The 25,444-nt window shown below is 73.0% G+C and carries 23 protein-coding genes, 1 tRNA gene and 1 pseudogene; 12 read left to right on the plus strand and 13 right to left on the minus strand.

Going from position 1 to position 25,444, the window contains the following annotated elements; all coding sequences use genetic code 11:
• Positions 1-63: 63 nt before the first annotated feature.
• Both ACFZAU_RS28305 and ACFZAU_RS28310 read left to right on the plus strand, forming a co-directional pair.
• Positions 64-1,038: a zinc-binding dehydrogenase gene (locus ACFZAU_RS28305; protein ID WP_500554465.1), complete on the plus strand. Its 975-nt coding sequence runs from the start codon at positions 64-66 to the stop codon at positions 1,036-1,038.
• Between the two features lie 102 nt (positions 1,039-1,140).
• Positions 1,141-2,343 carry a GDSL-type esterase/lipase family protein gene (locus tag ACFZAU_RS28310; RefSeq protein ID WP_500554466.1) on the plus strand — a complete coding sequence of 401 codons (1,203 nt, stop codon included), beginning with the start codon at positions 1,141-1,143 and terminating at the stop codon, positions 2,341-2,343.
• Positions 2,344-2,366: 23 nt separating this feature from the next.
• On the opposite strand, the gene ACFZAU_RS28315 is transcribed toward ACFZAU_RS28310, so the two are convergent.
• Both ACFZAU_RS28315 and ACFZAU_RS28320 read right to left on the minus strand, forming a co-directional pair.
• Positions 2,367-3,704 carry an FAD-binding oxidoreductase gene (locus ACFZAU_RS28315; protein WP_500554467.1) on the minus strand — a complete coding sequence of 446 codons (1,338 nt, stop codon included), beginning with the start codon at positions 3,702-3,704 and terminating at the stop codon, positions 2,367-2,369.
• Positions 3,701-4,588: an LLM class flavin-dependent oxidoreductase gene (locus tag ACFZAU_RS28320; RefSeq protein ID WP_499610763.1), complete on the minus strand. Its 888-nt coding sequence runs from the start codon at positions 4,586-4,588 to the stop codon at positions 3,701-3,703. The genes ACFZAU_RS28315 and ACFZAU_RS28320 overlap by 4 nt, the downstream gene beginning before the upstream one ends.
• 201 nt (positions 4,589-4,789) lie before the next feature.
• On the opposite strand from ACFZAU_RS28320, the gene ACFZAU_RS28325 reads away from it, so the two are divergent.
• The 3 genes from ACFZAU_RS28325 to ACFZAU_RS28335 all read left to right on the plus strand — a co-directional run bounded on the left by ACFZAU_RS28325 (position 4,790) and on the right by ACFZAU_RS28335 (position 11,189).
• Positions 4,790-5,254 carry a hypothetical protein gene (locus ACFZAU_RS28325; protein WP_500554468.1) on the plus strand — a complete coding sequence of 155 codons (465 nt, stop codon included), beginning with the start codon at positions 4,790-4,792 and terminating at the stop codon, positions 5,252-5,254.
• Between the two features lie 194 nt (positions 5,255-5,448).
• Positions 5,449-7,494 carry a glycosyl hydrolase family 28-related protein gene (locus tag ACFZAU_RS28330; RefSeq protein ID WP_500554469.1) on the plus strand — a complete coding sequence of 682 codons (2,046 nt, stop codon included), beginning with the start codon at positions 5,449-5,451 and terminating at the stop codon, positions 7,492-7,494.
• A gap of 242 nt (positions 7,495-7,736) precedes the next feature.
• A complete protein-coding gene (locus ACFZAU_RS28335) occupies positions 7,737-11,189 on the plus strand; it encodes a phosphodiester glycosidase family protein (RefSeq protein ID WP_500554470.1) in 3,453 nt (1,150 codons plus the stop codon).
• 83 nt (positions 11,190-11,272) lie between these two features.
• Here ACFZAU_RS28335 and ACFZAU_RS28340 read toward each other — a convergent pair whose 3' ends face one another.
• Entirely contained in the window at positions 11,273-11,692 is a 420-nt protein-coding gene (locus ACFZAU_RS28340; RefSeq protein WP_500554471.1) for a hypothetical protein, read from the minus strand.
• Between the two features lie 164 nt (positions 11,693-11,856).
• A complete protein-coding gene (locus ACFZAU_RS28345; protein ID WP_500554472.1) occupies positions 11,857-12,594 on the minus strand; it encodes a MerR family transcriptional regulator in 738 nt (245 codons plus the stop codon).
• 54 nt (positions 12,595-12,648) lie between these two features.
• On the opposite strand from ACFZAU_RS28345, the gene ACFZAU_RS28350 reads away from it, so the two are divergent.
• Entirely contained in the window at positions 12,649-12,915 is a 267-nt protein-coding gene (locus tag ACFZAU_RS28350; RefSeq protein ID WP_500554473.1) for a hypothetical protein, read from the plus strand.
• Between the two features lie 15 nt (positions 12,916-12,930).
• Here ACFZAU_RS28350 and ACFZAU_RS28355 read toward each other — a convergent pair whose 3' ends face one another.
• Positions 12,931-13,092, minus strand: coding sequence for a hypothetical protein (locus ACFZAU_RS28355; protein WP_500554474.1), 162 nt, complete (start codon positions 13,090-13,092; stop codon positions 12,931-12,933).
• A gap of 409 nt (positions 13,093-13,501) precedes the next feature.
• Between ACFZAU_RS28355 and ACFZAU_RS28360 the strand changes: the two genes are divergently transcribed.
• Positions 13,502-13,786, plus strand: a complete 285-nt coding sequence (locus ACFZAU_RS28360) for a hypothetical protein (protein ID WP_500554543.1) — start codon at positions 13,502-13,504, stop codon at positions 13,784-13,786.
• Here ACFZAU_RS28360 and ACFZAU_RS28365 read toward each other — a convergent pair.
• Positions 13,759-14,292: a SigE family RNA polymerase sigma factor gene (locus tag ACFZAU_RS28365; protein ID WP_500554475.1), complete on the minus strand. Its 534-nt coding sequence runs from the start codon at positions 14,290-14,292 to the stop codon at positions 13,759-13,761. The genes ACFZAU_RS28360 and ACFZAU_RS28365 overlap by 28 nt on opposite strands.
• Positions 14,293-14,479: 187 nt before the next feature.
• On the opposite strand from ACFZAU_RS28365, the pseudogene ACFZAU_RS28370 reads away from it, so the two are divergent.
• A pseudogene (locus ACFZAU_RS28370) lies at positions 14,480-14,771 on the plus strand (tyrosine-type recombinase/integrase); the annotation flags it as partial.
• 77 nt (positions 14,772-14,848) lie between these two features.
• Here ACFZAU_RS28370 and ACFZAU_RS28375 read toward each other — a convergent pair.
• Positions 14,849-14,924, minus strand: a tRNA-Thr gene (locus tag ACFZAU_RS28375).
• Positions 14,925-15,145: 221 nt separating this feature from the next.
• On the opposite strand from ACFZAU_RS28375, the gene ACFZAU_RS28380 reads away from it, so the two are divergent.
• The 3 genes from ACFZAU_RS28380 to ACFZAU_RS28390 all read left to right on the plus strand — a co-directional run bounded on the left by ACFZAU_RS28380 (position 15,146) and on the right by ACFZAU_RS28390 (position 17,756).
• Complete coding sequence (locus ACFZAU_RS28380) at positions 15,146-16,261, plus strand: ABC transporter ATP-binding protein (RefSeq protein WP_499609046.1); 1,116 nt, start codon at positions 15,146-15,148, stop codon at positions 16,259-16,261.
• Positions 16,262-16,574: 313 nt separating this feature from the next.
• The gene (locus tag ACFZAU_RS28385; RefSeq protein WP_500554476.1) at positions 16,575-16,988 is read left to right on the plus strand and encodes a hypothetical protein; all 414 of its coding nucleotides are present in this window, start codon (positions 16,575-16,577) and stop codon (positions 16,986-16,988) included.
• Between the two features lie 30 nt (positions 16,989-17,018).
• Positions 17,019-17,756, plus strand: a complete 738-nt coding sequence (locus tag ACFZAU_RS28390) for a nucleotidyltransferase family protein (RefSeq protein WP_500463733.1) — start codon at positions 17,019-17,021, stop codon at positions 17,754-17,756.
• A 129-nt stretch (positions 17,757-17,885) separates the two neighbouring features.
• On the opposite strand, the gene ACFZAU_RS28395 is transcribed toward ACFZAU_RS28390, so the two are convergent.
• The 6 genes from ACFZAU_RS28395 to ACFZAU_RS28420 all read right to left on the minus strand — a co-directional run bounded on the left by ACFZAU_RS28395 (position 17,886) and on the right by ACFZAU_RS28420 (position 24,214).
• Positions 17,886-19,559, minus strand: a complete 1,674-nt coding sequence (locus ACFZAU_RS28395) for a DoxX family protein (RefSeq protein WP_500554477.1) — start codon at positions 19,557-19,559, stop codon at positions 17,886-17,888.
• A gap of 106 nt (positions 19,560-19,665) precedes the next feature.
• Positions 19,666-20,622, minus strand: a complete 957-nt coding sequence (rlmB, locus tag ACFZAU_RS28400) for a 23S rRNA (guanosine(2251)-2'-O)-methyltransferase RlmB (RefSeq protein ID WP_500554478.1) — start codon at positions 20,620-20,622, stop codon at positions 19,666-19,668.
• Between the two features lie 76 nt (positions 20,623-20,698).
• Positions 20,699-22,093, minus strand: coding sequence for a cysteine--tRNA ligase (gene cysS / locus ACFZAU_RS28405; protein ID WP_499609036.1), 1,395 nt, complete (start codon positions 22,091-22,093; stop codon positions 20,699-20,701).
• 170 nt (positions 22,094-22,263) lie between these two features.
• Positions 22,264-22,788, minus strand: a complete 525-nt coding sequence (ispF, locus tag ACFZAU_RS28410; RefSeq protein WP_500554479.1) for a 2-C-methyl-D-erythritol 2,4-cyclodiphosphate synthase — start codon at positions 22,786-22,788, stop codon at positions 22,264-22,266.
• Positions 22,778-23,503: a 2-C-methyl-D-erythritol 4-phosphate cytidylyltransferase gene (ispD, locus tag ACFZAU_RS28415; RefSeq protein ID WP_499609103.1), complete on the minus strand. Its 726-nt coding sequence runs from the start codon at positions 23,501-23,503 to the stop codon at positions 22,778-22,780. The genes ispF and ispD overlap by 11 nt, the downstream gene beginning before the upstream one ends.
• Positions 23,504-23,731: 228 nt before the next feature.
• Positions 23,732-24,214, minus strand: coding sequence for a CarD family transcriptional regulator (locus ACFZAU_RS28420; RefSeq protein ID WP_018559600.1), 483 nt, complete (start codon positions 24,212-24,214; stop codon positions 23,732-23,734).
• A gap of 614 nt (positions 24,215-24,828) precedes the next feature.
• Here ACFZAU_RS28420 and ACFZAU_RS28425 point away from each other — a divergent pair.
• Positions 24,829-25,416, plus strand: coding sequence for a DUF461 domain-containing protein (locus ACFZAU_RS28425; RefSeq protein WP_500554480.1), 588 nt, complete (start codon positions 24,829-24,831; stop codon positions 25,414-25,416).
• The last annotated feature ends 28 nt before the right edge of the window (positions 25,417-25,444 follow it).

A 25,444-nucleotide genomic window follows, 5' to 3' on the forward strand; every position in this document is an offset into this window, starting at 1 on the left:
TCGGACAGTGGGCGGTGCGGATCATCCGACCGCCCACTGTCGTCGTGTCCAGGGGGAAGCACCGTGCACGCCATCCGTCTCCACGCGTTCGGCCCGGCCGGCAACCTCAGCTACGAGAGGACCGGTGACCCGGACCCCGGCCCCGGGCAGGTGCGCGTCGCCGTCGCCGCCGCCGGTGTCCACGTGCTCGACACCGCCATCCGGGCCGGCGACCCCAACGGCCCCTACCCGCTGCCGGAACTGCCCACGGTCCCGGGCCGCGAGGTGGCCGGCACCGTGGAGGCCACCGGGGAGGGCGTCGGCCCGGAGTGGCTCGGCCGGCCGGTCGTCGCGCACCTGGGCATGGTGCCCGGCGGTTACGCCGAACTCGCCGTCACCGCCGTCGAGAAGCTCCACGTGCTGCCGGACGGCCGTGACCCTGCCGAGGCCGTGGCCATGATCGGCACCGGCCGCACGGCGATGGGCATTTTGCGCCAGGCACCGCTCGGCCCCGCCGACACGGTCGTGGTCACCGCGGCGGCCGGCGGGCTGGGCAGCCTGCTGGTCCAGGCGGCGCGCGCCGCGGGCGCGGTCGTCCTCGGGCTGGCGGGCGGGCCCGCCAAGACCGCCCGCGTCCTGGAACTGGGCGCGGACGCCGCCGTCGACTACCGCGCCGAGAGCTGGACGGACGCGGCCCGCGATGCCCTGGCCGGACGGCCGGGCACGGTCGTCCTGGACGCGGTCGGCGGCGGCGCCGGCCGCGGGGCGGTCGGCCTGCTGGGCCCCGGCGGGCGGCACGTCGTCTACGGCTGGGCGTCCGGCGGGCCGCTGGAGTTCCCGCCCGGGGAGCTGTCCGCGCGCGGCATCACCTCCGAGGTCGTGCTCGGTCCTGCCATGCTGCGGATCGGGCTGCGGACGCTGGAGGAGGAGGCCCTGGCGGCGTGGACGACCGGGCGGCTGACCCCCGCCGTACAGCGTTTCCCGCTCGCCGAGGCCGCCGCCGCACACGCGGCCCTGGAGAGCCGCGGCACGATGGGCAAGGTCGTCCTGGTCCCGTAGCGGGCGCCCGCTCCCCGCGCCCATCGGCGCGGACACGGCACCCGTCGCCGGATCCGATGGCGCGGCCGTGTGCCCGGTGCCGGTCCCGGGCAGGGAGAAAACGTGACAACAGCGACGCACGTCCTGCGCGCGGTCCCGCTGACCGGGGGCCCGGTGGAGATCCGCGGCGCGCTCGACCTGGAGCGGACGAGGGCCGGGCTGCTGCCGCGCCGTCTCCCGGCGTGGACGCGGTCGCAGTACCCGGACGTCTTCATGGACGAGACGGCCGCCCTGCCCTCCGGCGTACGGCTGGCGTTCCGCACCGCGGCCCGGGTGGTCGAGCTGGAGCTGCTGACCTCGGTCTGGCAGCTGGCGGGGACCTCGGAGCCGCTGCCCGCGGGCGTCGTCGACCTGGTCGTCGACGGCAGGTCCGCCGGCAGCGCCCCCGCGCCACCCGGGAACGTGCTCCACAAGCCGGACCTCTTCGCCGAGCCCTCCCGGCGCGTGCCGGGGGCGCCGGGCCGGGTCAGGTTCCACGGCCTGCCGGGCGGCGAGAAGGACGTCGAGCTGTGGCTGCCCCAGCAGACCCGCACCGAGCTGGTCGGGCTGTGGGCGGACGCCGAGGTGCTGCCGCCGCGCCCGAGCGGCCGGCGGCGCTGGATCCACCACGGCAGCTCCATCAGCCACTGCGCGGCGGCGGATTCCCCGACCGCCACCTGGCCCGCCCTCGCCGCGGCGCTGGCCGGGGCCGAGCTGCTCAACCTGGGGCTCGGCGGCAACGCGATGCTCGACCCGTACGTCGCCCGGACCATCCGGGACCTGCCGGCCGAACTGATCAGCCTCAAGCTCGGCATCAACATCGTGAACCGGGACGCCTTCCGGCTGCGCTCCTTCGGCCCCGCCGTGCACGGCTTCCTCGACACCGTCCGCGACGGGCACCCGGACGTCCCGCTGCTGGTCGTCTCGCCCATCAGCTGCCCGGTCGTGGAGACCACCCCCGGCCCGACCGCGCCCGACCTGTCGGCGGCCGTCCCCCGGGTGGTGGCCATGGGCTCCCCCGCGGACGTGCCCGGCGGCGCGCTGACGCTCACCGTCATCCGGGCCGAGCTGGCCCGGATCGTCGCCGCCCGGGCCGCCGCGGGCGACCGGAACCTGCACTACCTGGACGGCCGCCGGCTCTTCGGCCCCGGCGACGTCGCCGACCTGCCGGACGACCTGCACCCCAACGCCGCGGGCTACCGGCGGATGGGCCGGCGCTTCGCGGCGCTGGCCTTCGGGCCGGGCGGGCCGTTCGCGGACCCCCGGCGGCCCGGCCCGGGACACTGACCGGGGCCCCGGCCCTGACCCGGTCAGTCGAGGGCGAGGGGGCGCAGGACGCCGTCCGGGTCGTGACGCCGCCACAACTCGCGCACCCGGGTGCCGGTCGCGCCCGGGTAGGCGCGGTCGAAGACCTCGGGGCCGCTGCCGCTCTCGAAGTTCACGTAACTGCCGCCGCCGTGCTCCCGGACCGGCTTCCACAGCCGGTGCAGATCGTCCTGCCCGTGCGGCGGGAAGAGGTTGCCCTGCGCCAGGACCCGCGCGCCGCGGTGGGCGTAGGCGGTGGCTCCGGCCGGGACGTCGTCGATCGCGCCGCCGAGCGAGCGCAGCTGGACGAAGGCCGGCCGGCGCCGGTCGCCGGCGGTCGCCATGACGGCGCGGGCGGCGTCCCGGGTCATCGCGGGCAGCAGCGAGTTGGTGCTCACCACCGGCTGCTGTCCGGTGTTCGCGTGCTGGTGGGCGGTGGAGACCAGCGCGGTGTACGGGGCCGGCTGGGCGGTCGCCTGCAGCGGGCGGTGCCGCCCGGCGAGCAGCGGGCCGAGCGCCTCGCGGACGCGGCCCGGGTCGTCGTCGGCCGCGGCAACGGTGACGGAGAGCGCCAGCCCGGCGCCGTCGGACAGGATGTGGGCGGCGGAGGTGAGCACGCGGGGCGCCGCGGCCATCGCGGTCGCCCACTGGGCGAGGGCGCCGCCCGCCGGGTCGGCCTCGAAGACCAGCTGGGCCACCGCGATGTCCCCCAGGTCCATCGCCTCGACCTCGAACGCGGTCACGATCCCCACGCCCGCGCCCGCCCCGCGTACCGCCCAGAACAGGTCCGGGTGGTGCGTGGCGTCGGCGCGCAGCGCGGTCCCGTCGGCCAGGACGAGTTCGACGGCGCGGACCCGGTCGACGGTGAGGCCGTACGTGCGGGCGAGCCAGCCGATGCCGCCCGCGGTGGCCAGGCCGCCGGCCGCGACGTTTCCGTGGTCGCCGGAGCTGACGGCCAGCCGGTGGGCCGCGAGCGTGGCGGCCGCCCGGCCCCAGCGGGCGCCCGCCCCGATCCGCACCAGCCGGGTCGCCCGGTCCAGGACCCGTACCTCGTCGAGCCCGGAGAGGTCGACGACGACACCGCCGTCGTTGGACGACCGGCCGGACAGCCCGTGGCCGCCGGAACGCACGGACACCGGCAGTCCCTGCGCCCGGGCCGCCGCGAGGGCGGCCGCGATGTCGCCGGGCCCGCGGACGAGGACCACGGCGGCGGGACTGGCGACGGTGGTGTACGTGGAACGCAGCAGCGGGTAGCGGGAGTCGCCGGGGAGCACGGTCCGCCCGGCCAGGGCGGCGGGCACGGCGAAGGCCGCGGCCGGGGCGGTGCCGTGACCGGCCGTCATCGGGCCACCCGCTCGCGGACGGCGGGCACGACCTCGCCGGCGAAGACCTCCAACTGCCGCCGGTGGGCGGTGACGGGCCAGAACACGAAGGTGTCGAAGCGCAGCCCGGTCGCCCACTCGGCGAGCGTGTCGGCCCAGTGGCCGACGTCGCCGTTCAGGCCGGGGGCGCCGGAGCCGCCGATCACGCCGATGACGTTGTAGATGCGGCGGACGCGCGCCGGATCGCGCCCGGCGGCGCGGGCGGCCTCGTCGACGATCCGCTGGCGCTCGGGCACCTCCCGGGGCGGCACGTAGATGTTCAGCGGGGAGATCCAGCCGTCCGCGGCCCGGCCCGCGACCGCCAGCATCCGCGGCCGCTGGCCGCCGAGCCACAGCTCGACCCGGCGCGGCGGCACCGGGCCTGCCTGGTAGCCGGGCACGGTGAGGACCTCGCCGTGGTGCCGCACGGGCCCGCCGTCCAGGGCGGTCCGCATGATCCGCAGCGACTCCTCGGTGTACGTCACGACCTCGCGGGGCGGCATCGGCTGCGCCCCCATCGAGCCGATCGCCTCCGGTATCCCGCCGCCGCCCACGCCGAGCCGGAACCGGCCGCCGGAGGCCGCGGCCAGACTGGCGGCGGTCTTGGCCAGCATGACGGGCGGCCGCAGCCGGAGGTCGGCGACGTCGGTGAAGACGGAGACGCGCGAGGTGCGGGCCGTGACGAGGGTGGACAACGTCAGGGCGTCGAGGTGCCCGGGCTGGTACGGGTGGTCCTGTACGGCGAGCAGGTCCAGCCCCGCGGCGTCCGCGGCTGCGGCCAGCTCCAGCGTCTCCGGCAGCCGGGCGGCGTCCGGGTCGAGGCTCAGCCCGAAGCGGAGCCGCTGTGCACGGTCGGTGGTGTCCATGGCTTCAGCGTCGAGGGCCCGGCGCGTTCGGCAAAGACAAGGGTAAGCAACTTATCTTTGGTAAGCGACTTTCCATGCGCGACCGCCTCCTGAAGGCGCTGGGCGTCTCCGGCCGGCCTCCCATACGCCGGAGTGGACAGCGGCGCCGGGGTCGGCCAGGCTGCGTCGGCGATCATGTGCGACCGAGGGGTGGGGAGTTCGATGGAACACGTCCGATTCCGGCTGACCTGGTACCAGCGGATGATGCCGCTGCTGCCCGCAGCAATCGCCGTCACCCTGATGACCCTCCCACTGCTCTCCCCCGCTTCGTCCCGCCCCGGACTCGCCTTCCCGGTGGGCGTGTGGCTGGCGCTGCCGGTGGTGCTGCTCTCCTCCGCGCGCTTCGGCGTCACGCTCACCCCCTCGGAGGCGGTGGTGCACAACCTCCGGCGCAGGACGATCCGCTGGGCCGACGTCCAGGGCATCTGGGTGGAGTCGAGCATGGGGGTGCGGCGGGTGGTGATCTGCGAGGCGGACGGGCGCCTCACCCGCCTGCGGGCGCCCGTCACCGGCTTCCTGAGCCAGGACGCCGCCTTCGAGGAGAAGTTCGCCGCGATCGGCGAGTGGTGGCTGCGCCATCGCGGACCCGAGTGGGCTCCCCGGCCCCAGCCGTGGCGGAGCTGGTGAGCCGTCTGTGCAACGATTCACGTAAGCCGCGCAAAAAATGGACAGCCAGCCGCACCTGTTCATCATCCTGCCGAAAACCTCGCGCAGGAGCCTTGTGGACCGGCCTGACGGGTCCTTACTGTCGCCTCACCTCACGACGTCCGCTCCGCCTCGAACGTCCCGGGCGGTCGCGCCTTACGAGAGAAGAGCTGGGGATGACACGGAGCAGCAGGAGTGCGTGGCGAAGAGCCGTGGCGGTGGTCGCGGTGGCGGCCGGCCTCGGTGCCGGCATCGGCCCGGCCGGCGCGACGGCCCAGGCCGTCACCGTGTCGGCGAAGGGCGCGGCCGGGCCGGTCGTGACGCGGGCGGCACTGGACCCCGCACTGGTGGAGGGCCGCGGCGCGGACCTCGGGTTCGTGGAGCAGGAGGCCGAGAACGCCGCCACGAACGGCGAGGTCATCGGCCCCGACCGGACCGCCTACACCCTCCCCGCGGAGGCGTCGGGTCGCAAGGCGGTGACCCTGCGGCCGGGCCAGTACGTGGAGTTCACGCTGCCGAGCGCCGCCAACGCGATCACCGTCCGCTACAGCATCCCGGACGCGCCGGCCGGGGGCGGCATCACCGCGCCGCTCGACGTGACGGTGGACGGCCGCGCCCGCAGGACGATGACGCTGACCTCGCAGTACGCCTGGCTCTACAACCAGTACCCGTTCTCCAACGACCCCCGTGCCGGGCTCCTCCACGACGACTGGTGGATCACCGAGTGCGGCTGCGTCCCCAACGCCACCACCCCGGCGCCGGTCATCGCCAAGCCCTTCCGCCCGAACCACTTCTACGACGAGCAGCGCCTGCTGCTCGGGCGGACGTACAAGGCGGGCGACCGCGTCCGGCTGACGGTGCCCGAGCGGGCGGGGGCCGTGCCGACGACCGTGGACCTCCTCGACTCGCAACTCGTCGCGCCGCCCCGCGTGTCCCTGCTCGCCGCGAACGTCCTCGCCTTCGGCGCCGACCCGACCGGGCGCCGCGACTCCGCCAAGGCCCTGGACCAGGCGATCGCCTTCGCCCGCCGCGCGCACCTGAAGGTCTACGTGCCGCCGGGCACCTACCAGGTCAACCGGCACATCATCGTGGACGACGTGACGATCGAGGGCGCCGGCAGCTGGTACACGGTCTTCAAGGGCAAGGAGGTAGCGCTCGACTCCCCCGCCCCCGACAACTCCGTCCACACCGGCGTCGGCTTCTACGGCAAGGACGCGTCGGCCGGCGGCAGCCGCGACGTCCACCTGTCGGGCTTCGCGATCGAGGGCGACGTCCGCGAACGCATCGACACCGACCAGGTGAACGGGATCGGCGGTGCCATGAGCGACTCCACGATCCAGGGCCTGTACGTCCACCACACCAAGGTGGGCATGTGGTTCGACGGCCCGATGTCGAACCTGCGGATCACGGGCAACGTCATCACCGACCAGATCGCCGACGGCCTCAACTTCCACACCGGCGTGACGGATTCCGTCGTCCGCAACAACTTCGTCCGCAACTCGGGCGACGACGGGCTGGCCATGTGGTCGGAGAAGACCGGCAACGCCCGCAACACCTTCGACCGCAACACCGTTCAGACGCCGGTGCTCGCCAACGGCATCGCGATCTACGGCGGCACCGACAACACGGTCTCCGGCAACCTGATCGCCGACCCGATCCGCGAGGGCAGCGCCCTCCAGGTCGGCTCCCGCTTCGGCGCCGAGCCGTTCACCGGGCACCTGTGGATCACCGGCAACACGACGGTGCGGGCCGGTACGTACGAGCTGAACTGGAACATCGGCCTCGGCGCGATCTGGTTCTACGCCCTGGAACGGAACATCGACGCCGACATCCGCGTGACCGGCGACCACTTCCTCGACAGCACCTACAACGCGGTCATGCTGGTCGCCGACTGGCCGGTGAAGGACACCTACTCGATCACGAACGTGCACTTCAAGGACATCCGGGTGGACGGCACCGGCACCTCGGTCGTCAGCGCCCGGGTCGCCGGCTCCGCCACCTTCGAGAACGTCGACGCCCGCAACGTCGGCGCGGTCGGCGTCAACAACTGCGGCTCCTTCAACTTCCCCGCCACCGGCTCCGAGTTCTCCCTGACCGACCTCGGCGGCAACGACGGCGGCGGCACGACGGGCCCCTGGCTGGGCGCGTGGGAGCTGCCCAACACCATCACCTGCGACGACCGTCCCCCGGTCGTGGCGCCCCCGGGACCCGCCCCCTGGTGACCGGCGTCCGCGCCTGACCCGCGGGTCCCGCCGCGCAACGCCCCGGCCGTTCGACGGCCGGGGCGTTCCGCGCGTCCGGCCGGGTACGGCGGCGCCGCGGGGACGACTTGACCGAATCCATAACGTCGCACCCCCTCCGGGTCACCTGCGCATCCACCACCGGAAACCCGCGCTTCGCCGAACGGGTGTCGGGTGGACACGGGCCGGCGCCCAGCCGGCCCATCACTGGTAAGGAACACGCAATGACATTTCGCGGTAACAGAACCGCGGGGACCGGCGCACGCCGGACCGCCGTGGTCACCGCGCTGGCGCTGGCGCTGACCGGCGCCGTGGGCGGGGCCGTGGCCACCGCCTCGGCGCCGGCGGGCGACGAGGCCGTCCAGGGCCACACGCCCGACCGTGACTGGCTGCCGCAGACGCCGCAGAACTGGCCGCTCGTGGTGGACTACACCCGCACCCCCGCCGAGACGGTCACGCGCGGTCTGCAGCACTTCAGCGAGACGTACGACACCGTCGGCGGCCGCCAGCACGTCCAGGTGCTCAGCGCCGACCTCGGCGACCCGAACCTCCGGGTCGGCATGGTCGAGGCCGGCGACACGATCACCGACCCGGCGGACGAGACGCCGTCCTCGATGGCCCACCGCACCGGCGCCGTGGCCGGCGTGAACGGCGACTACTTCGAGATCCACGCCAGCGGGCGCCCGCTCGGCGGCATCATGACCGACGGCCGGCTGCTGAAGAGCCCCAAGCCGGGCTTCGCCTCCCAGCTGGGCGTCAAGCCCGACGGCACGATGGTCATGGGCCCGCAGACCTTCTCCGGGACGATCACCGCCGGCTCCGCGACCCGCGCGCTCACCTCCGTGAACACGGTGAACGACCTGACGGCGGGCGGCATCACCGAGGTCACCCCCGACCTCGGCGAGACCCCCGGCCTGCCCAAGCCCGCCACGCTGGTGCTCGGCCACGTCACCGACGGCGGGTTCGTCGTCGACGAGGTGCGGACCGGCGTCACCACCATGCCGCGGCTCTCCACCGACCAGCTGGGTCTGCTCGGCGCCGGCGACGGCGGACAGTGGCTGACCGACACCCTGCACGGCGGCGACACGGTGGGCATCGTCACCGCACTCTCGCCCGACAACGATGTCACGCAGCTGATCAGCGGCGTCGACACGCTGGTGAAGGACGGCGCGGTCTACAAGGACCCGACCGGCACCCCGCCGAGCGGCGCCAACCCGGAGACCGCGGTCGGCGTCACCAAGGACGGCAAGCACGCCATCGTCGTGGCCGTCGACGGCCAGGGCGGCGCCACCAGGGCCTTCGGCGTGACCCGTGACCAGGTCGCGGGCTACATGGTCGCCCACGGCGCCTACGACGCCATGCTCTTCGACGGCGGCGGCTCCACCGGCATGGTCAGCCGCGCCCCCGGCGCCGACCGGGCCGAGATCGTCAACACCCCCTCCGACCAGCCCGGCAACGCCGAGCGTCCGGTCGCCAACGGCATCTTCTTCTACTCCACCGCCAAGGAGGCCGGCCCGGCCGCCGAGGTCGTGGTGAACGGCGGCGAGCAGGTCACCACCGTCGCGGGCGGCACCGTCCCGCTCGCGGTGCACTCCGTCGACCGGCTCGCGAACCCGGCGGCCGGCCAGGTCCACGTCCGCGTCGAGCCCTCGTCGCTGGCCTCGTACGAGAACGGCAGGCTCACGCCGCACCGTACGGGCTCGGGCCGGATCATCGCGTCGAACGGCCGCGCCTCCACCTCGGAGAAGCTCGAGGTCGTCAGCAAGCTGAAGACCCTCACGGTCTCGCCCGACAAGGCCGACCTCGGCAACGGCGCCACCCAGCAGCTGACCCTCTCCGGCACCGTCAAGGACGGCGGCGCGGTGCAGATCCCCGCCGAGGCCGCCACGTGGAAGGTCACCCCGGAGAACCTGGGCACCGTCGACGCGCACGGCCTGTTCACCGCGAGCGCGGACGTCGGCGGTCTGGCCGAGGTCAGCGCCGAGGTCGCCGGCACCACCACGACCACCTCGGTCGCCGTCGGCAGCGTCAGCAAGGTCATCGACCCGATGACCAGCCTCGACGTCTGGCGGCTCAGCAACAACACCACCGGCCAGCCGGCCACCCTCGCCGCCGACCCCGGCGTCCTCCCGCCCGGCTCCACCGAGTCCGGCTCGCTGCGCCTGGACTACTCGATGCCGGCCGGCTCCGGCGTCAAGCAGCTGGTGCTCTCGCCGCGCACGACGCTGAAGACCGACACCGTGGGCGGCCAGGTGCCCACCGGCATCGGGGTCTGGATCAAGGGTGACGGCAACGGCATCGAGCTCGCCGAGAAGTACATCGGCGTCAACGGCTCGTCGACCACGCTGTACCCGACGTTCGTGACGTGGAAGGACTGGCACCTGGCGGTCGCGCAGCTGCCGGCGGGCATGCAGTTCCCGCTGACCATCAGCTTCATCGACTTCCTGGCGATCAGCCCCAGCACCGCCTACAGCGGCTCGCTCAACGTCGCGGGCCTGCAGGCCCTGTACTCGCCGCGTCCGGTCACGGTGCCCGAGTACCACGCGATCCCCGACAACCCGAAGTGGCTGTCCTTCGAGGAGGACTCCGCCGACTTCGCCAAGCGCGGCACCACGATCCTCACCGGTGACGACGCGCACCTGCTCGCGAGCGACCCGGGTTCGGTCAGCAGCAACGTGATGGACTCCATCGCCCGGCGGCTGCCCACCCTGACCCCGCAGGCACGCCCGGACTCCGCGCAGTTCCTCGGCGACATGCCCGACGACGGCAAGCCGGCCGACCTGCAGTACGCCAAGTCCAAGATCGACGCCCTCGGCATCCCCGGCCGCGACATCGTCGGCAACCACGAGATCACCCAGGGCGCCGACGCGGAGAACGGCAACTACAGCGACACGTTCGGCGAGACGCACTACGCGTACAACCAGGGCGCGGCGCGGCTGATCGTCACCGACAACTCGCACGGCAGCCTGCAGTCCTCGGACCCGTTCCAGAACCCCGAGGGCGTGCAGTACCCGTGGCTGGTCCAGCAGCTGACCGAGGCCACCGCCAAGGACGTGCTGGTCATCACCCACATGCCGGCCTACGACCCGCACCCGGCCGCGAACAGCCAGTTCACGGACCGCTGGGAGGCCCGGATGTACCTGCGGCTGGTGCAGCGCTACCAGGAGACGCACCCGAAGCAGCACGTGATCATGATGTACGGCCACGCGCGCGGCTTCGCCGAGCAGATCCTCGACCCCGAGGGCCGGAGCGTCAGCACCGAGGACGGCGGCATCCCGCAGTTCACCTTCGCCGACCTCGGCATGCCGGCCTACGCCCCGGCGGACCAGGGTGGCATCTACCACTTCGGTCTCGTCCGGATCGGCGACGACGGCGACCTGCAGTACACCGTCGAGCCCGCGCTGGCCTCGATCGACGTCACGGGACCCAAGGACCCGATCGCCCGCGGCGACCGCGTCACCCTGACCGCGACCGGCGACCAGATCGCCGGTGACAACATCGCACCGCTCACGATCCCGATCGCGGACCCCGCGTCCCACGTCTGGACCTCGAGCAACACCAAGGTCGCCTCGGTGGACCCGTCCACCGGCGCCCTGACCGCCCACCGCTCCGGCACCGCGACCATCACGGTGACCAGCGGCGGCGTGACGGGCACGGCCCAGGTCACCGTCCGCTGACCCCGCAGGGGTGCCCGCGCGCGCGGGCACCCCTGTCGCGGGCCGCGACCGCGCACTCGCGGTTCCGCCACGACCGTGGCTCCTCACGGCAGTCGGTCGAGGGGCGGCCGTCCGCGTTCCCTCCGCCACCGCCGTGCCGGTCCCAGCAGCGGTACCCGCATCACGCACAGGGCGAAGGCGAGTTGGCCCGACACGGGGATGACCAGCTGCTCCTCGAAGTTCTGGAAGAGCAGGAACCAGGTGGGCAGAAGCAGGAGGACGGCCAGCGGAAGCCGGAACTGCAGGCTGGTCCGCGGGTTAAGGAGCGCGTAGTAGGCGCTGATCAAGAGTGACGGGATCGCGATCAGGGGGATGCAGGGCGCCCAGAGCGATTCCCCCTCCCCGGGCAGCCGGAGGTCCACCGCCACCCAGGTGAGCGCGTAGGTCACGGCGTAGCGCAGGATCAGATCGCCGAGCCGCAGCCCGACGAACCGGAGATTGCGCCAGGGCGTGTCGGTATCCACAGCCGTCCCCCTCGTGGCACCACGAATCAGCGGCACGCCGAGGTGGCATCCGCTGCGCACGCCATCCTGACAGCAATCTTGAACGCGTTCAATTCTGAGTCGATCACCGCTGCGTACGCAGCAGCGAGCGCCCGCCGCCGGTCAACGCGGCAGGCCTGCGCGACTCACCGCCCCACACCCAGTCCCGCGCGGATCAGCGAGTCCAGCCGCCGCCAGGCCGGGGAGGCGGCGTTGACCCTGTCCTGGACGAGGGCGGGGATCCCGGAGGCCGCGTCCCCCTGGGGCGGCGGGCCCGAGCCGTAGCGGCGCCGGGTCTCCTCGACAATGCGCCGGGCCAGGTCCTCGACGCGCGGATCCTCCGGGTCGAGGCCGTAGGCCTGGTCGTAGCGGAGGAACAGCCGCCGCAGCGCGGGATCGGACAGCATCTCGCCCTGGTCCCGGAAGAGTTCGGCCGCCCCGTCCGGGTGGGTGGCGAAGACCAGGATCCACAGGTCCCGCTGGAGCTCGACCCACCGGGCGGTGAAACCCCACCGCTCCAGGGCCTCCAGGCGCCCGTGGACCCCGGCGGGCAGCAGCGCCGGCTCCCCGGAGGCGAGTACGCGCAGCCGTGACTGCGTGGCCTGCAGTCCGCGGATCCGCTCGGTCAGCCGTCCGTCGATGTCGTCCAGGGCCCTGCGGAACTCCTCCTCGCCGGCCGCCCTCAGTTCCCGGATGCGGGCCAGGGGGACGCCGGCTTCGGCGAGCGTGCGGATCCCGATGAGGGCGACGACGTCGTCCGCGCCGTAGCGCCGGTAGCCGGAGGCATCGCGGCCGGGCTCGGGGAGCAGCCCCTTGGCGTGGTAGACGCGGACGGTCTTGACCGACACCCCCACGTACCCGGCGAGCTGTCCGATGGTGATCACCCGGCCATCGTGGCACTTGACCCTGCCCCTGGGGCAGGGCCGCACCATGGCGCCATGGTGAACACGAACTTCGACCGCGAGACCCTGCGCGAACTGGCCGACGCCGGGAACGAGACCGCCCTCGACCGACTGGCCGACCTCGCCGACGCCGCCGGGGACACCGAGGAGCTGAGCGAGCTCCTGGACGAGGGCTCCACGCGCGCGGGCCTCCTGCTGACCCGCCGCGCCTGCGCCGCGGGCGACCTGCGCGAGCTGCAGCGCATCGCCGACGCGGGATACGAGGATGCCGGGCACGAACTCGACCGGCTGCTGGCCGGATAGGCGCGGGGCGCGGCCTCAGACGGCCAGGAGCGCGGCGAGCAGCACGGCCGCCACCGCGGAACACAGCCGCCGCCCGCGCCACCCGGGCCCCGACGCCTGGCGGGTCAGCTCCATGACGGCCACGACGACGCCGCCCAGGCCGAGCGCGCCCCGCAGCAGGAAGACGACGGTGTACACGGGGCTTCCTCCAGGTCTCGGCACGCTCCGGCGGACAACGTACCCGCCGGCCTCCAGACCCCGGCGCCCGGGCACCGGGGCCTGACCGCCGGTGGGCCGTCCGATCAGCGTTCGGCGAAGACCGGCGTCCAGTCCACGAGCGCACCTTCGCCCGGCTTGCTGTAACCGCTCAGCGGCACGACCTCGTCGCTGCCGATCGTGACCAGCGCCAGCCCGAAGCGGACCTCCCTCGAGCTCCGTGTGTACCGAGCGAGCCTGCTTCTCGGTGCGGGGGCCCAGGAAACCGCCCCCGACGAGCTTGCCGTCCGGGGACAGCCCCGACTCGCTGAGCCAGGACACGTGCGCCTCGTTCACGGGCGGGGCGACCTGCCGGCCCGCGAAGTCGTAGTACTGCCGGTACGGAGGCGACGTGCGCCCGGAGTGGAGCAGCCCGCCGTCACGGCTGAAGGCGAAGTCCTGGTTCGCGCTGAGCTGGTCGACGACCGGGGCCTCGCTCCAGAATCCCTTCCCGTGGCCCGCGCCCTCCGTTCCGGGTCCCGTGGCGGACGCCGGGACGGAGGGCGCAGGGCCGCCGGACCGTCAGCACCCGCTCGGCGAGACCCGGCGCCGGCGCGGGCTGTTCGTCGGCCTGTTCGCGCAGCGCGTCGCGCACCAGCTGGTCGACGTTCACGGACGCACCTCCACGGGCGAGTAGTCACGGAACGGCCGCTGCTCGGCGTCCGCCGGGCCGAGTGCCGCCAGTTCGGGGGCCAGCTCCCGCAGCCGGGCCAGGGAGCGGTGCGTGGTTGACCGCACCGTGCCGACCGAGCAGCCCAGCAGACGGGCGACGTCGCCCTCGGGCAGGTCCTCGAAGTAGCGCAGGGCCAGTGCGGCGCGCATGACGATGCGCAGGTCGGCCGCGCCGGGCCCGTCGTCGGAGCCGTGCCGCACCGGTCCCTCCAGCGGCTCCGGGACGCTCAGTTCGCCTCGCGGCCACTTCAGCCGCCAGCGGCTCACCTGCTGCCGGTAGAGGACCTGCCGTACGTACGCCTCGGGCTCCTCGATGCGGTGCCAGCGTCCGGCGGCCTTGATCAGCGCGTTCTGCAGCAGATCCTCGCCCGCGTGCCGGTCCCCACCGCTGAGCAGGACAGCGGTCCTCAGCAGCGCGGACGACCTGTTCTCCACGAACTCCCTGAAGTTCTCCTGGCCCTCGGCATCCATCGCCACCTTCTCTGGTCGCTCAGATCTTCCCCGGCAGGCTTGCCGTCCTTGATGACGACCGAGGTGGCGCCCCGCTATGCCTGTACGCACGCAGGAAAAACAGCCGGGCCGCCCACACCGGGATCCGTACGCCCACGGCACATCCCGGGCCCGTGTGCCGAGGTCCCGACCGCACGGGACGCCCTGCGTCCTCACCACCCGCACGGGGCGCCCGGTCGAACCGAGGAACATCAATCGGTCCTTCTTCCGGCTCGCCGCTTCGGCCGGCCTTCGGTGCATCCGTCTCCACGATGGCCGGTACGGCTGCGCGACACTGCTGACCGCGGCCGACGTGGCCCCGCGGGTGGTATATCGAGATCCTGGGTCACAGCCAGGTCAGCATCACGATGGACGCCCACGGGCACGTGACATCGGACACACAGCGTGAGTCCACCAGCCCCACGGACCGCCTGCTCCGGTGCCGCCTCGACCGTGAGTGACCGCCCGCTCGATGTCACCCGTGGACACCGAACGCCCCGGACCGATCATGGTCCGGGACGTTGTCGCTGCTCCCAACTGGAGCCGCCTGTCGGGTTCGAACCGACGACCTTCGCTTTACAAGAGCGGTGCTCTACCAGCTGAGCTAAGGCGGCACGGCACCGTGCCCGCTCCGGGTGCCCGGGTGACGGGTGGGGCCATGAGAAGTGTACCCAGGCGGGGAGGGGGGAGGGTCGGGGAATTGGGCGCCGGGAGGGTACTGACAAAGCGGGGCTGGGCGGGTAGCGTCGCGGAAGGTCCACACCCTGTGGACTAGACCTCATTCCTTTACTCGGATCGTCCGGCACGTTCCTGCCGGTGAAGGGACCACTGCACCATGGCTACTGTCACTTTCGACAAGGCGACCCGGATCTACCCCGGGTCCGAGCGCCCCGCCGTCGACCAGCTCCAGATCGACATCGAGGACGGCGAGTTCCTCGTCCTCGTCGGCCCCTCCGGCTGCGGCAAGTCGACCTCGCTCCGCATGCTGGCCGGCCTGGAGGACGTCAACGGCGGCGCCATCCGGATCGGTGACCGGGACGTCACCCACCTGCCGCCCAAGGACCGGGACATCGCCATGGTGTTCCAGAACTACGCGCTCTACCCGCACATGACCGTCGCGGACAACATGGGCTTCGCCCTGAAGATCGCGGGCGTCAACAAGGCGGACATCCGCACGCGGGTCGAGGAAGCCGCCAAGATCCTGGACCTGACCGAGTACCTGGGCCGCAAGCCCAAGGCGCTCTCCGGTGGTCAGCGCCAGCGTGTGGCGATGGGCCGCGCGATCGTCCGTGAGCCGCAGGTCTTCCTCATGGACGAGCCGCTGTCCAACCTGGACGCCAAGCTCCGTGTCCAGACCCGTACGCAGATCGCCTCCCTGCAGCGCCGCCTCGGCACCACCACGGTCTACGTCACCCACGACCAGACCGAGGCCATGACCATGGGCGACCGCGTGGCGGTCCTCAAGGACGGTCTGCTGCAGCAGGTCGACACCCCGCGCCACATGTACGACCGGCCGGCCAACCTCTTCGTCGCGGGCTTCATCGGCTCCCCGGCGATGAACCTGGTCGAGGTGCCGATCGCCGACGGCGGCGTGAAGTTCGGCAACTCGGTGGTGCCGGTCGAGCGCGACGCGGTGCAGGCCGCCGCCGACAAGGGCGACCGCACGGTCACCGTCGGCGTCCGCCCGGAGCACTTCGACATCGTGGACGGCGACGGGGGCCTGTCGAAGGACGAGCCGGCCGGTCTGGCCGTGACGGTGAACGTCGTCGAGGAGCTGGGCGCGGACGGTTTCGTCTACGGCTCGGCCGAGGTCGGCGGCGAGCACAAGGACCTGGTCATCCGCGTCGGCGGCCGCCAGGTGCCGGAGAAGGGCTCCGTGCTGCGCGTCGTGCCGCGCGCCGGCGAGAGCCACGTCTTCTCCACCTCCACCGGTGAGCGCCTGAGCGACTGAGCGGCCGGAGGTGACCGCAGGGTCGCCCCACCGCTGAGGACCCGTGTGGCCCGGCCCCCGCGCAAGGGGGGCCGGGCCATGGTCGTTCCCGGGACCGGCCCCGGTGGTCGCGGGACCGGACTCGCCGAACCGGGCCCCGGCGCTCGCGGGCCGGATCACGGCCGCTCCGGGGCCGGATCACCCCTCATTTCCGGTCATACAATGGCGTTTCGACCATGTTCGTCAATGCCCCCGTAGTCGATCAAGGGGCATTCATCACTCATCAGAGTGGCTAAATGTCGCCAAATCATCACTCCTCGCTACCATCACTGCCGTGAACCAGGTAGCCCGCCGCATCGGCAAGTCACTCGCCCTCGTCCTCCCGGTCGTCCTCGTGCTCTCCGGCACCCTCGCCGTCACCCGCGTCCCGTGGGCGACTTCGGCGTCCGAGGCCCAAGTCCTCACCGCCTCGCACCAGAAGGAGGCGGCGTCCCAGCGGTCGGCCCCGCAGGAGGTGCTCCGCCGCAAGCTGCTGGGCGAGCTGCAGCAGAAGAACCCCGGCACCGCCCTGACGCACCTGCAGCGCGAGATGAACGAGCGGCCTTCGCTGGCGCGGTACTGCGGTTCGATCGCCCGGTCCCTGGGCCGCGCCGCGGTCGCCAAGTACGGCTCGGTGCACCGCGCCCAGGCCTGGTCGCGGCCGGTCTGCGACACCGCCTTCGCGACGGGCGTGGCCTCGCTCGGATGACCCGACGCGCGGGTCGCGTAGGGTGCGCCCATGACCGGCACGCCCGCGACCTCCCAGACGGTGACCCAGGCCGTCCTCCTCGCCGGAGGACAGGGCTCCCGTCTGAGGCCCTACACCGACACCCGCCCCAAGCCGATGATCGAGATCCCCGGAACCGGGATCCCGATCATCGGCCATCAACTCGCCTGGCTGGCCGCCGAGGGCGTCACCGACGCCGTTGTCTCGTGCGGCCATCTCGCTGAGGTCCTCCAGGAGTGGCTCGCGGGCGCGGCGGCCGACCTGCCGCTGCGGGTGACCACGGTCGTCGAACGCGAACCGCTCGGCCGCGGCGGTGGCCTGAGGTACGCCGCCGCCTCCCTGCCACGGCCGCAGGAGGCCTGGTACGCCACCAACGGCGACATCTGGACGCGGTTCTCGCTGCGGGAGATGGCCGCCTTCCACGTCGAGCGGGGCGCGGTCGCCACACTGGCGCTGGCCCGCCCGCGCATCCCGTGGGGCGCCGTGGAGACCGACGAGTTCGGCCACGTCCTGGACTTCATCGAGTCGCCGCCCTCGCCGTTCCTCATCAACGCGGGCGTCTACGTCTTCTCCCCCGAGTTCACCGGGCTGCTCCCGGAACGCGGTGACCACGAGCGCACGACCTTCCCCCAACTCGCCCGCGAACGGCGGCTCGCGGGCTTCCCGCTGCCCCAGGGCGCGTACTGGCGGGCCATCGACACCGCCAAGGACCTGGCCGAGGCCGCGAAGGAACTCGCCTCCCGCACCTGAGCGCGACGGGCCGCGGCCGGCACGACGGACGAAGCACCGCGCAACGGCCCAGAACGGCCCGCACCGGGCACGAAGAGGCGGCCGGAGGAAGGAACCTCCGGCCGCCTCTTCCCGTGTCCCGTACGGGCGTTACGCGACCTTCCCCGAGCCGTGCCGTGCCGGGGCGCCGAGCAGCCAGCCCGAGGTCTCCCCGCTGCCCAACAGGCCGCCGAGCGCGCCGCCGCTGTCGGAGGAGCCGCCGCCGGTGCCGCCGCCCCCGCTGCCGCCGCCCGGGGTGGGCGGGTTGTTGGGCACCGTGGGGCGGGACGGGACGGACGGCACGGTCTGCGCGGGCCCGCCGCCGGTGCCGCCGCCGCTGCCGGTGTTGGCCGAGGACGACCCCGGACGCGACTGCCGGGCGTTCGGCGCCGAGGACGCCGCACCCGGGGCGGACGGCGAGGAGGACGGCGAGGACGAGGGACCGCCGGAGCGACCCGCCGAGGGGGTCGCGGAGGGCCGGGAGGACTTCTCGCCGGGCACCTCGGGCAGCGGCGAGCCCTCGAGGTCGTTGGTCGGCAGGTCGGTCGGGGCGGGGAGCTGCGACCGCGGGCTGGTGGACCGTACGGCGGTGCCGAGGGTGGCCCCGACCACGAGCGAGATCCCGACCAGCACCGTGGCCAGCACCGCGCCGCGGCGCAGCACCCGGCGCCGCAGCTCCCCGAGCGGGGCACGCGGGCCGAGCTTGCGCCAGGCCTCGCTCGCCAGGCGCCCGTCGGCGGAGTAGACCGGCGCCCCCGCGATGACCAGGGGGCTCCAGGCGGCGAGCAGGATGATGTCGGGCGTGTCGTAGGCCGGGACGGTCCGCCAGCTCACCGTCACCAGCAGCGCCACCGACAGCAGGGCGCCGACCGACGCCGCGAACCGCTGCCAGAGCCCGAAGACCGTCAGCACGCCGGCGATGACCTGCAGGAAGGCCACCGTCAGCCCGGCGCCGATGGGGTGTGCGAGGGCGAGGTCGCGCAGCGGCTCGGCCATTCCCCAGGGGTGGAGCGAGGCGAGCCAGGTCACCATCGAGCCGCGCTTGCCGCCGTCGAAGTAGACGGGGTCGCAGAGTTTGCCCATGCCGGCGTAGATGGAGATGAAGCCGAGGAAGATGCGCAGCGGCAGCAGGACGATGCCGAGGTTCATCCGGCGGCCCGGGTAGTAGGCGTGCCGGATGGGATCGGCACGGTCCCGGTTGCGGCCGAGGCCGCGCTCCTCGCCCGGCTCCTCGTACGGGTCGAAGTCGGGGTCCTCGTCGACGGGACCGGCGGGCGGCGCGGTGTACGCGAACTCGCTGGTGTCCTCGGAGTCGAGGTAGTCGTCGTAGGCACCGCGGGCCGGGCGGATGCCGCCGAGCATCTCGCCGGGCGCCGGCGGCCGGCGCGGCGGGCCGACGACGGGCTGCGGCGGCTCCTCGATCCGCGGCAGCACCTGCGTCGCGGCGCCGAGGTCGAGGCCGTCCTGCCGGCCGTGGCGCACCGCGGCGAGCAGTTGGGTGGCGGCGGCGTCGCCGGGTTCGCTGCGCCCGGACCACACCAGGGGCGCGCCGCGCCGCTGCGCGGCGGCGGAGGGGCGGACGGAGGTGGGGATGACGGGGACGCGCTGGGTCCTCGTCAGGGCACGGCCCGAGGTCGCGCCGAGCTGCACGCGGAAGCTCGCGTGATTGACGATGACCTGGGCGGGGTCGGAGGAGACCTTGAGCATGTTGAGCACAGGCTCGTCGGTGATCGACGACGACCGTCCCCCCGGAGGAGTGCGGGGTGTTCTGGTGTCCACACTCATCTAACCGAGTGACACCCGATAAGGACACTGTGTGACGGGCCCCGTTGTGTCCGAGGCCCGTCAATCAGGGGTTGTCGCCGGGGCGCGCCCGGGGGCGCGTGCGGGTTCAGGCCCGGCGGCGGGACGCCTCGTAGAGCACGATGCCCGCGGCGACGCCCGCGTTCAGCGACTCCGCGCCGCCCGGCATCGGGATACGGACCCGCAGGTCACAGGTCTCGCCGACGAGCCGCGACAGGCCCTTGCCCTCCGAGCCGGCGACGACGACGACCGGTCCGGCCAGCGCCTCCAGCTCGTGCAGCTCGACCTCACCGTCGGCGGCGAGGCCGACGACCGTGAGGCCCGCCTTCTGGTAGGCCTCCAGCGTCCGGGTGAGGTTGGTGGCCCGGGCGACCTGGACGTGCGCGGCGGTGCCGGCCGAGGTCTTCCAGGCGCCCGCGGTCATCCCGGCGGCGCGGCGTTCGGGCACGACGACCCCGTGACCGCCGAAGGCGGCGACGGAGCGGACGACGGCACCGAGGTTGCGCGGGTCGGTGACCCCGTCCAGCGCGACGATCAGCGGGTCCTCGCCCGCGTCGAGGGCCTCGGCGGCGAGGTCGTCGGGGTGGGCGTACTCGTAGGGCGGGATCTGCAGCACCAGGCCCTGGTGGTTCAGCCCGTTGGTGATGCGGTCCAGTTCGGGGCGCGGGGCCTCCATCAGCGGGATGCCCCGGTCGGTGGCGAGCTTGATCGCCTCGCGCACGCGCTCGTCGTTGTCGATGAACTGCTGGACGTAGACCGCCGAGGCCGGGATGTCGGCGCGCAGCGCCTCCACCACCGGGTTGCGCCCGGCCACCAGCTCCGAGGTCGACTTGGAGCCCCGGCCGGAGGGGCGGCGCGACTGGGTGGACGCGGCGCGCTTCACCTTGGCGTTGGCGGCCCGCTGCTTGGCGTGCCCCTTGCGTGCCTCCGCGGGCGGGGTGGGGCCCTTGCCCTCCAGGCCCCTGCGCCGCTGCCCGCCGCTACCGACCGTGGCGCCCTTCTTGTTGGACGTGCGGCGGTTCCTGCGCTGGCTGTTGCCGGCCATGGGTCACCTGTTTCCTGCTGCTGTTGCTGCTACTGCGTGAACGTACGTACGTGTCAATGATGACGCGGGCGCCCGGCTACCGGGAGCCGAGCGTCCAGCGCGGACCGGAGGGGGTGTCCTCGATCTCCAGGCCGGACTGCTGGAGGCGGTCGCGGATGGCGTCGGCGGTCGCGTAGTCCTTGCGGCCGCGGGCCGACTCCCGCTGCTCCAGCACCAGCCGGACGAGGGAGTCGACGACGCCGTGCAGGTCCTCGCCGCGGCCGTCGCCGGTCCAGTGCGGGTCCAGCGGGTCCAGGCCCAGGACGCCGAGCATGGCGCGCACCTCGGCGAGGCGGGCGACGGCGCTCTCCTTGTCGTCCGCGGTGAGTGCCGAGTTGCCCTGCCGGACGGTGGTGTGGACGATCGCCAGCGCCTGCGGGACGCCCATGTCGTCGTCCATCGCCTCGGCGAAGGCCGGCGGCACCTCGGCGGCCGGCTCGACCGGGCCCGCCATCTCGACGACCCGCTGCACGAAGCCCTCGATCCGCGCGAAGGCCGACTCGGCCTCGCGCAGCGCCTCCTCGCTGTACTCGATCATCGAGCGGTAGTGCGGGGTGCCGAGGTAGTAGCGCAGCACGATGGGCCGCCAGCGCTTGGTCATCTCGCTGACGAGGACCGAGTTGCCGAGCGACTTGCTCATCTTCTCGCCGCTCATCGTGACCCAGGCGTTGTGCACCCAGTACCGCGCGAAGTCGTCACCGAAGGCCTTGGCCTGGGCGATCTCGTTCTCGTGGTGCGGGAAGATCAGGTCGATGCCGCCGCCGTGGATGTCGAAGGCGGTGCCCAGGTACTTGTGGGCCATCGCCGAGCACTCCAGGTGCCAGCCGGGACGGCCGCGGCCCCAGGGGGTCTCCCAGGACGGCTCGCCCGGCTTGACGGCCTTCCACATCGCGAAGTCGCGGGAGTCCCGCTTGCCGGTCTCGCCCTCGCTCTCCGGCTGGCGCAGGTTGTCGAGCTCCTGGTTGGACAGCTCCAGGTAGTCCGGGAAGGAGCGGACGTCGAAGTAGACGTTGCCCTCGGACTCGTAGGCGTACCCGCGCTCGATGAGGCCGCGCATCATCTCGATCATCTCGGGCACGTGGCCGGTGGCGCGCGGCTCGTACGTGGGCGGCAGGCAGCCGAGGGCGTCGTAACCCTCGTTGAAGGCGCGCTCGTTCTCGTAGCCGATCGCCCACCAGGGGCGGCCCTGCTCGCCGGACTTGGCGATGATCTTGTCGTCGATGTCGGTGACGTTGCGGACGAACGTCACGTCGTAGCCGCGGTAGGCGAACCAGCGGCGCATGATGTCGAAGTTCAGCCCGGACCGGATGTGCCCGATGTGCGGGGCTGCCTGCACGGTCGCGCCGCACAGGTAGATCGAGACGCAGCCCGGCCGGAGCGGGGTGAAGTCACGGACCTGGTGTGCGTCGGTGTCGTACAGGCGAATGGTCACGCATCAAGGGTAGTGGCCCCGGGTGCGTGCGCCGTCCGCTCCGGGTGAGCTTCACGGTGTTGTGACGCTCACGGGGGGCCGTGGCACCGCCCGCCCGGCGGGCGGCCGCTTCACCCGTACGGCGGACGGCACGGCCCGGGAGGGCGGTGGCAACTCGCCACCGCCGCGGCTCACTTCGCCCTGCGGACCACCAGTGCGGTGGCCACCGCCGCGAGTCCGTCGCCGCGCCCGGTGAAGCCGAGGCCGTCGGTCGTGGCACCGGAGACCGAGACCGGGGCGCCCACCGCGTCGGCGAGGACCTTCTGCGCCTCGTCGCGGCGCTTGCCGATCTTGGGGCGCGGGCCGATGACCTGGACCGCCACGTTGCCGATGTCGTAACCCGCCTCGCGGACGATCCTGGCCGCCTCCGTGAGCAAGGTCACACCGGAGGCGCCGGACCACTCCGGGCGGCCGGTGCCGAAGTGCGCGCCCAGGTCGCCCATGCCGGCCGCGGAGAACAGCGCGTTGCAGGCGGCGTGCGCGACGACGTCGGCGTCCGAGTGCCCGGCCAGGCCGTCCCCCTCGCCCTCCCAGAGCAGGCCCGCGACCCACAGTTCGCGGCCCGCCTCGAAGGCGTGGATGTCGGTGCCGATGCCCACCTGGGGCAGCACGGGGACGTACGGCGCCGGGGCGGCGGCGGTCGGCTCAGTAGTCATCGGTGGCCCTCCTGCGGGCGAGCACGGCCTCGGCGAGGACCAGGTCCAGCGGGCGGGTGACCTTGAAGGCCTCCTCGTGCCCCGGCACGACCCGCACCGGGACGCCGAGCCGCTCGACCATGCTCGCGTCGTCCGTGACCGCGCCGGTGACCGTGGTGTGCGCCTTGAGCAGCGTCGCCCGGTCGAAACCCTGGGGGGTCTGGACGGCGCGCAGCAGCGAGCGGTCCGGGGTGCCGACGACGGCGTCGGTGGCCGGGTCGATCTCCTTGACCGTGTCGGCGAGCGGCAGCCCCGGCACGACGGCCGAGGCGCCGTCCCGCACGGCGGCGGCGACGGCGTCGACCATGTCGACCGGCACCAGCGGGCGGGCGGCGTCGTGGACGAGCACCACCTCGACCTCGTCCGGCAGCGCGGCCAGGCCGAGCCGTACCGAGTCCTGCCGGCTCTCGCCGCCGGCGACGATCCTTATGTCCTTCGCCTCGGGCAGGCCGTGGCTGTCGAGCAGCGCCCTGACCTCGGCGACCCCGTCCGGGGGCGCCACGACGACGACCAGTGACACCGCGCGGGCGCGGGTCATGGCACGTACGGCGTGCACGAGGATCGGGACGCCGCCCAGGGTGCGCAGCGCCTTGGGCGCGCCGGGGCCGAGCCGGACTCCACGTCCGGCGGCGGGAATGACTGCCGCGGTAGTCAGGTTTGTGTCCTTGGCCGAAATGGGTATCGCCTCAACGTGCCGGGCGCGAAGCCCCTGTCGGACCCTTCCGTGACACCGACAGGGCCAGCTGCCCGGGCCCGGCACCCAGTATGCAGGGGGAAGCGACGCGCGAACGAAGACGAGGGGGATCCTCGGCGTCGTCGAAGTGCCAGGCCACCGAGAGGGCGCCCCGGCATGCCGCAGTGCCCGGCGTAGGGAACGCACCGGGCACTACGGCGGAAATCCGCGTCAGGACGCGAGGACCTCGTCGAGGAGGGTCTCGGCCTTGTCCTCGTTGGTGTTCTCCGCGAGCGCGAGCTCACTGACCAGGATCTGGCGGGCCTTGGCGAGCATGCGCTTCTCGCCGGCCGACAGCCCGCGCTCCCGCTCACGACGCCACAGGTCACGCACCACTTCCGCGACCTTGATGACGTCGCCGGAGGCGAGCTTCTCCAGATTTGCCTTGTACCGGCGGGACCAGTTGGTGGGCTCCTCGGTGTACGGTGCGCGCAGCACCTCGAAGACCCGGTCCAGCCCTTCCTGACCGACCACGTCGCGCACGCCGACGAACTCCGCATTGTCCGCGGGCACGCGTACCGTCAAGTCGCCCTGGGCGACCTTGAGCACCAAGTAGGTCTTGTCCACGCCTTTGATCTGGCGAGTTTCGATGGCCTCGATCAGCGCGGCCCCGTGATGGGGATAGACCACGGTGTCGCCAACCTTGAACGTCATGTGACAGGTACCCCTTCCGTGGCTATCCAGGGTAACACGGGAACGGCTGGTTCTGAATGGCGTTTTCGCAGGTCAGGGCATATCTCGGGGCTTGACAAGTGCGGCCGGAACGTGCTGCGAAGGGGGAGCGGAGGGCGGAATTCGCAGGTCGGAGCGGGTGCCGAGGGGCCCTGAAACGCCCCCGTTACACCCCCTGGAGGGCCTGGACAAGAGGAGGAACATCCCGGTTTGTCGCTCTCTTGCGGGGGGTCTCCCGCTACTCCGTTCGGCCGCCGCGGGCTTGATGTGATCCATTTTCGCACCACGCCGGATTTCCGTCCGGCGGATGAACGGTAAATGGATCTTGCCGGTGTGGCGGGAATCGTTCGGCGGATTCCGGTAATGGATTCCGCCGGGTCCGGGCCGGCCCGTCCGGCGGCCCCGCGGAAGGCCCCGGGCGGCCCCTGTGACGCCTCCGGGACACCCGGGCGGGTGAAGCCCCGCCCCGCCGGGGGGTGGGCCGGTGCGGGCGCGCCGGACGGGCTCGGTAACCTGATCCCGCACCAGGTAAGCCGTAAGTCCCGTACGTCCGAACCTTCGTACGCCCGTACCCCGCCCAAGGAGATGCCGCCGCCGTGAGCAGCAGCCTTCGTCGCGGCGCTCTCGCCGCCGCCCTCGCACTCTCGCTCTTCCCGCTCGCCGCCTGCGCTGCCGGGAACAGCGCGGAGACGCTGCGCGTCAGGCCGGACAACGCCGCGACCAGCGTCGGCGCCATCGAGGTCCAGAACGTCGTGGTGCTCACCCAGGCCACCTCCGACGGCTCCTCCTCAGTGACGGCCAAGATCTTCAACAACGGCGACGAGCAGCAGACCCTGGACTCCGTGAAGGTCGGTTCGCTCGACGCCGAGCTGTCCGGCCCGATCTCGCTGCCCGCCCACAGCTCCGTGCTGCTCGGCGGCGACGGCAACCCCTCCGCCGTCTTCAAGGGCGGCTCCGAGAGCAAGAACGACGGCGACTTCAAGAACGTCGTCTTCGACTTCAGCAAGACCGGCGAGGTCTCGCTGCAGAGCCTCGCGCTCCCCGCCGCCGGCTACTACGCCTCCTTCGGGCCGAGCGAGAAGCCCTCGCCGACGGAGACCGCGAGCCCCGGCGAGTCGCCCGCCGAGGGCGTCACGGCCTCGCCGACCGAGACCGAGACGATCACCGAGTCGCCCGCCGGCTGAGGCACACGCAGCGGCACACGAAGGGGCC

It is taken from the genome of Streptomyces sp. NPDC008238 (assembly GCF_042956445.1).
Taxonomy (GTDB): domain Bacteria; phylum Actinomycetota; class Actinomycetes; order Streptomycetales; family Streptomycetaceae; genus Actinacidiphila.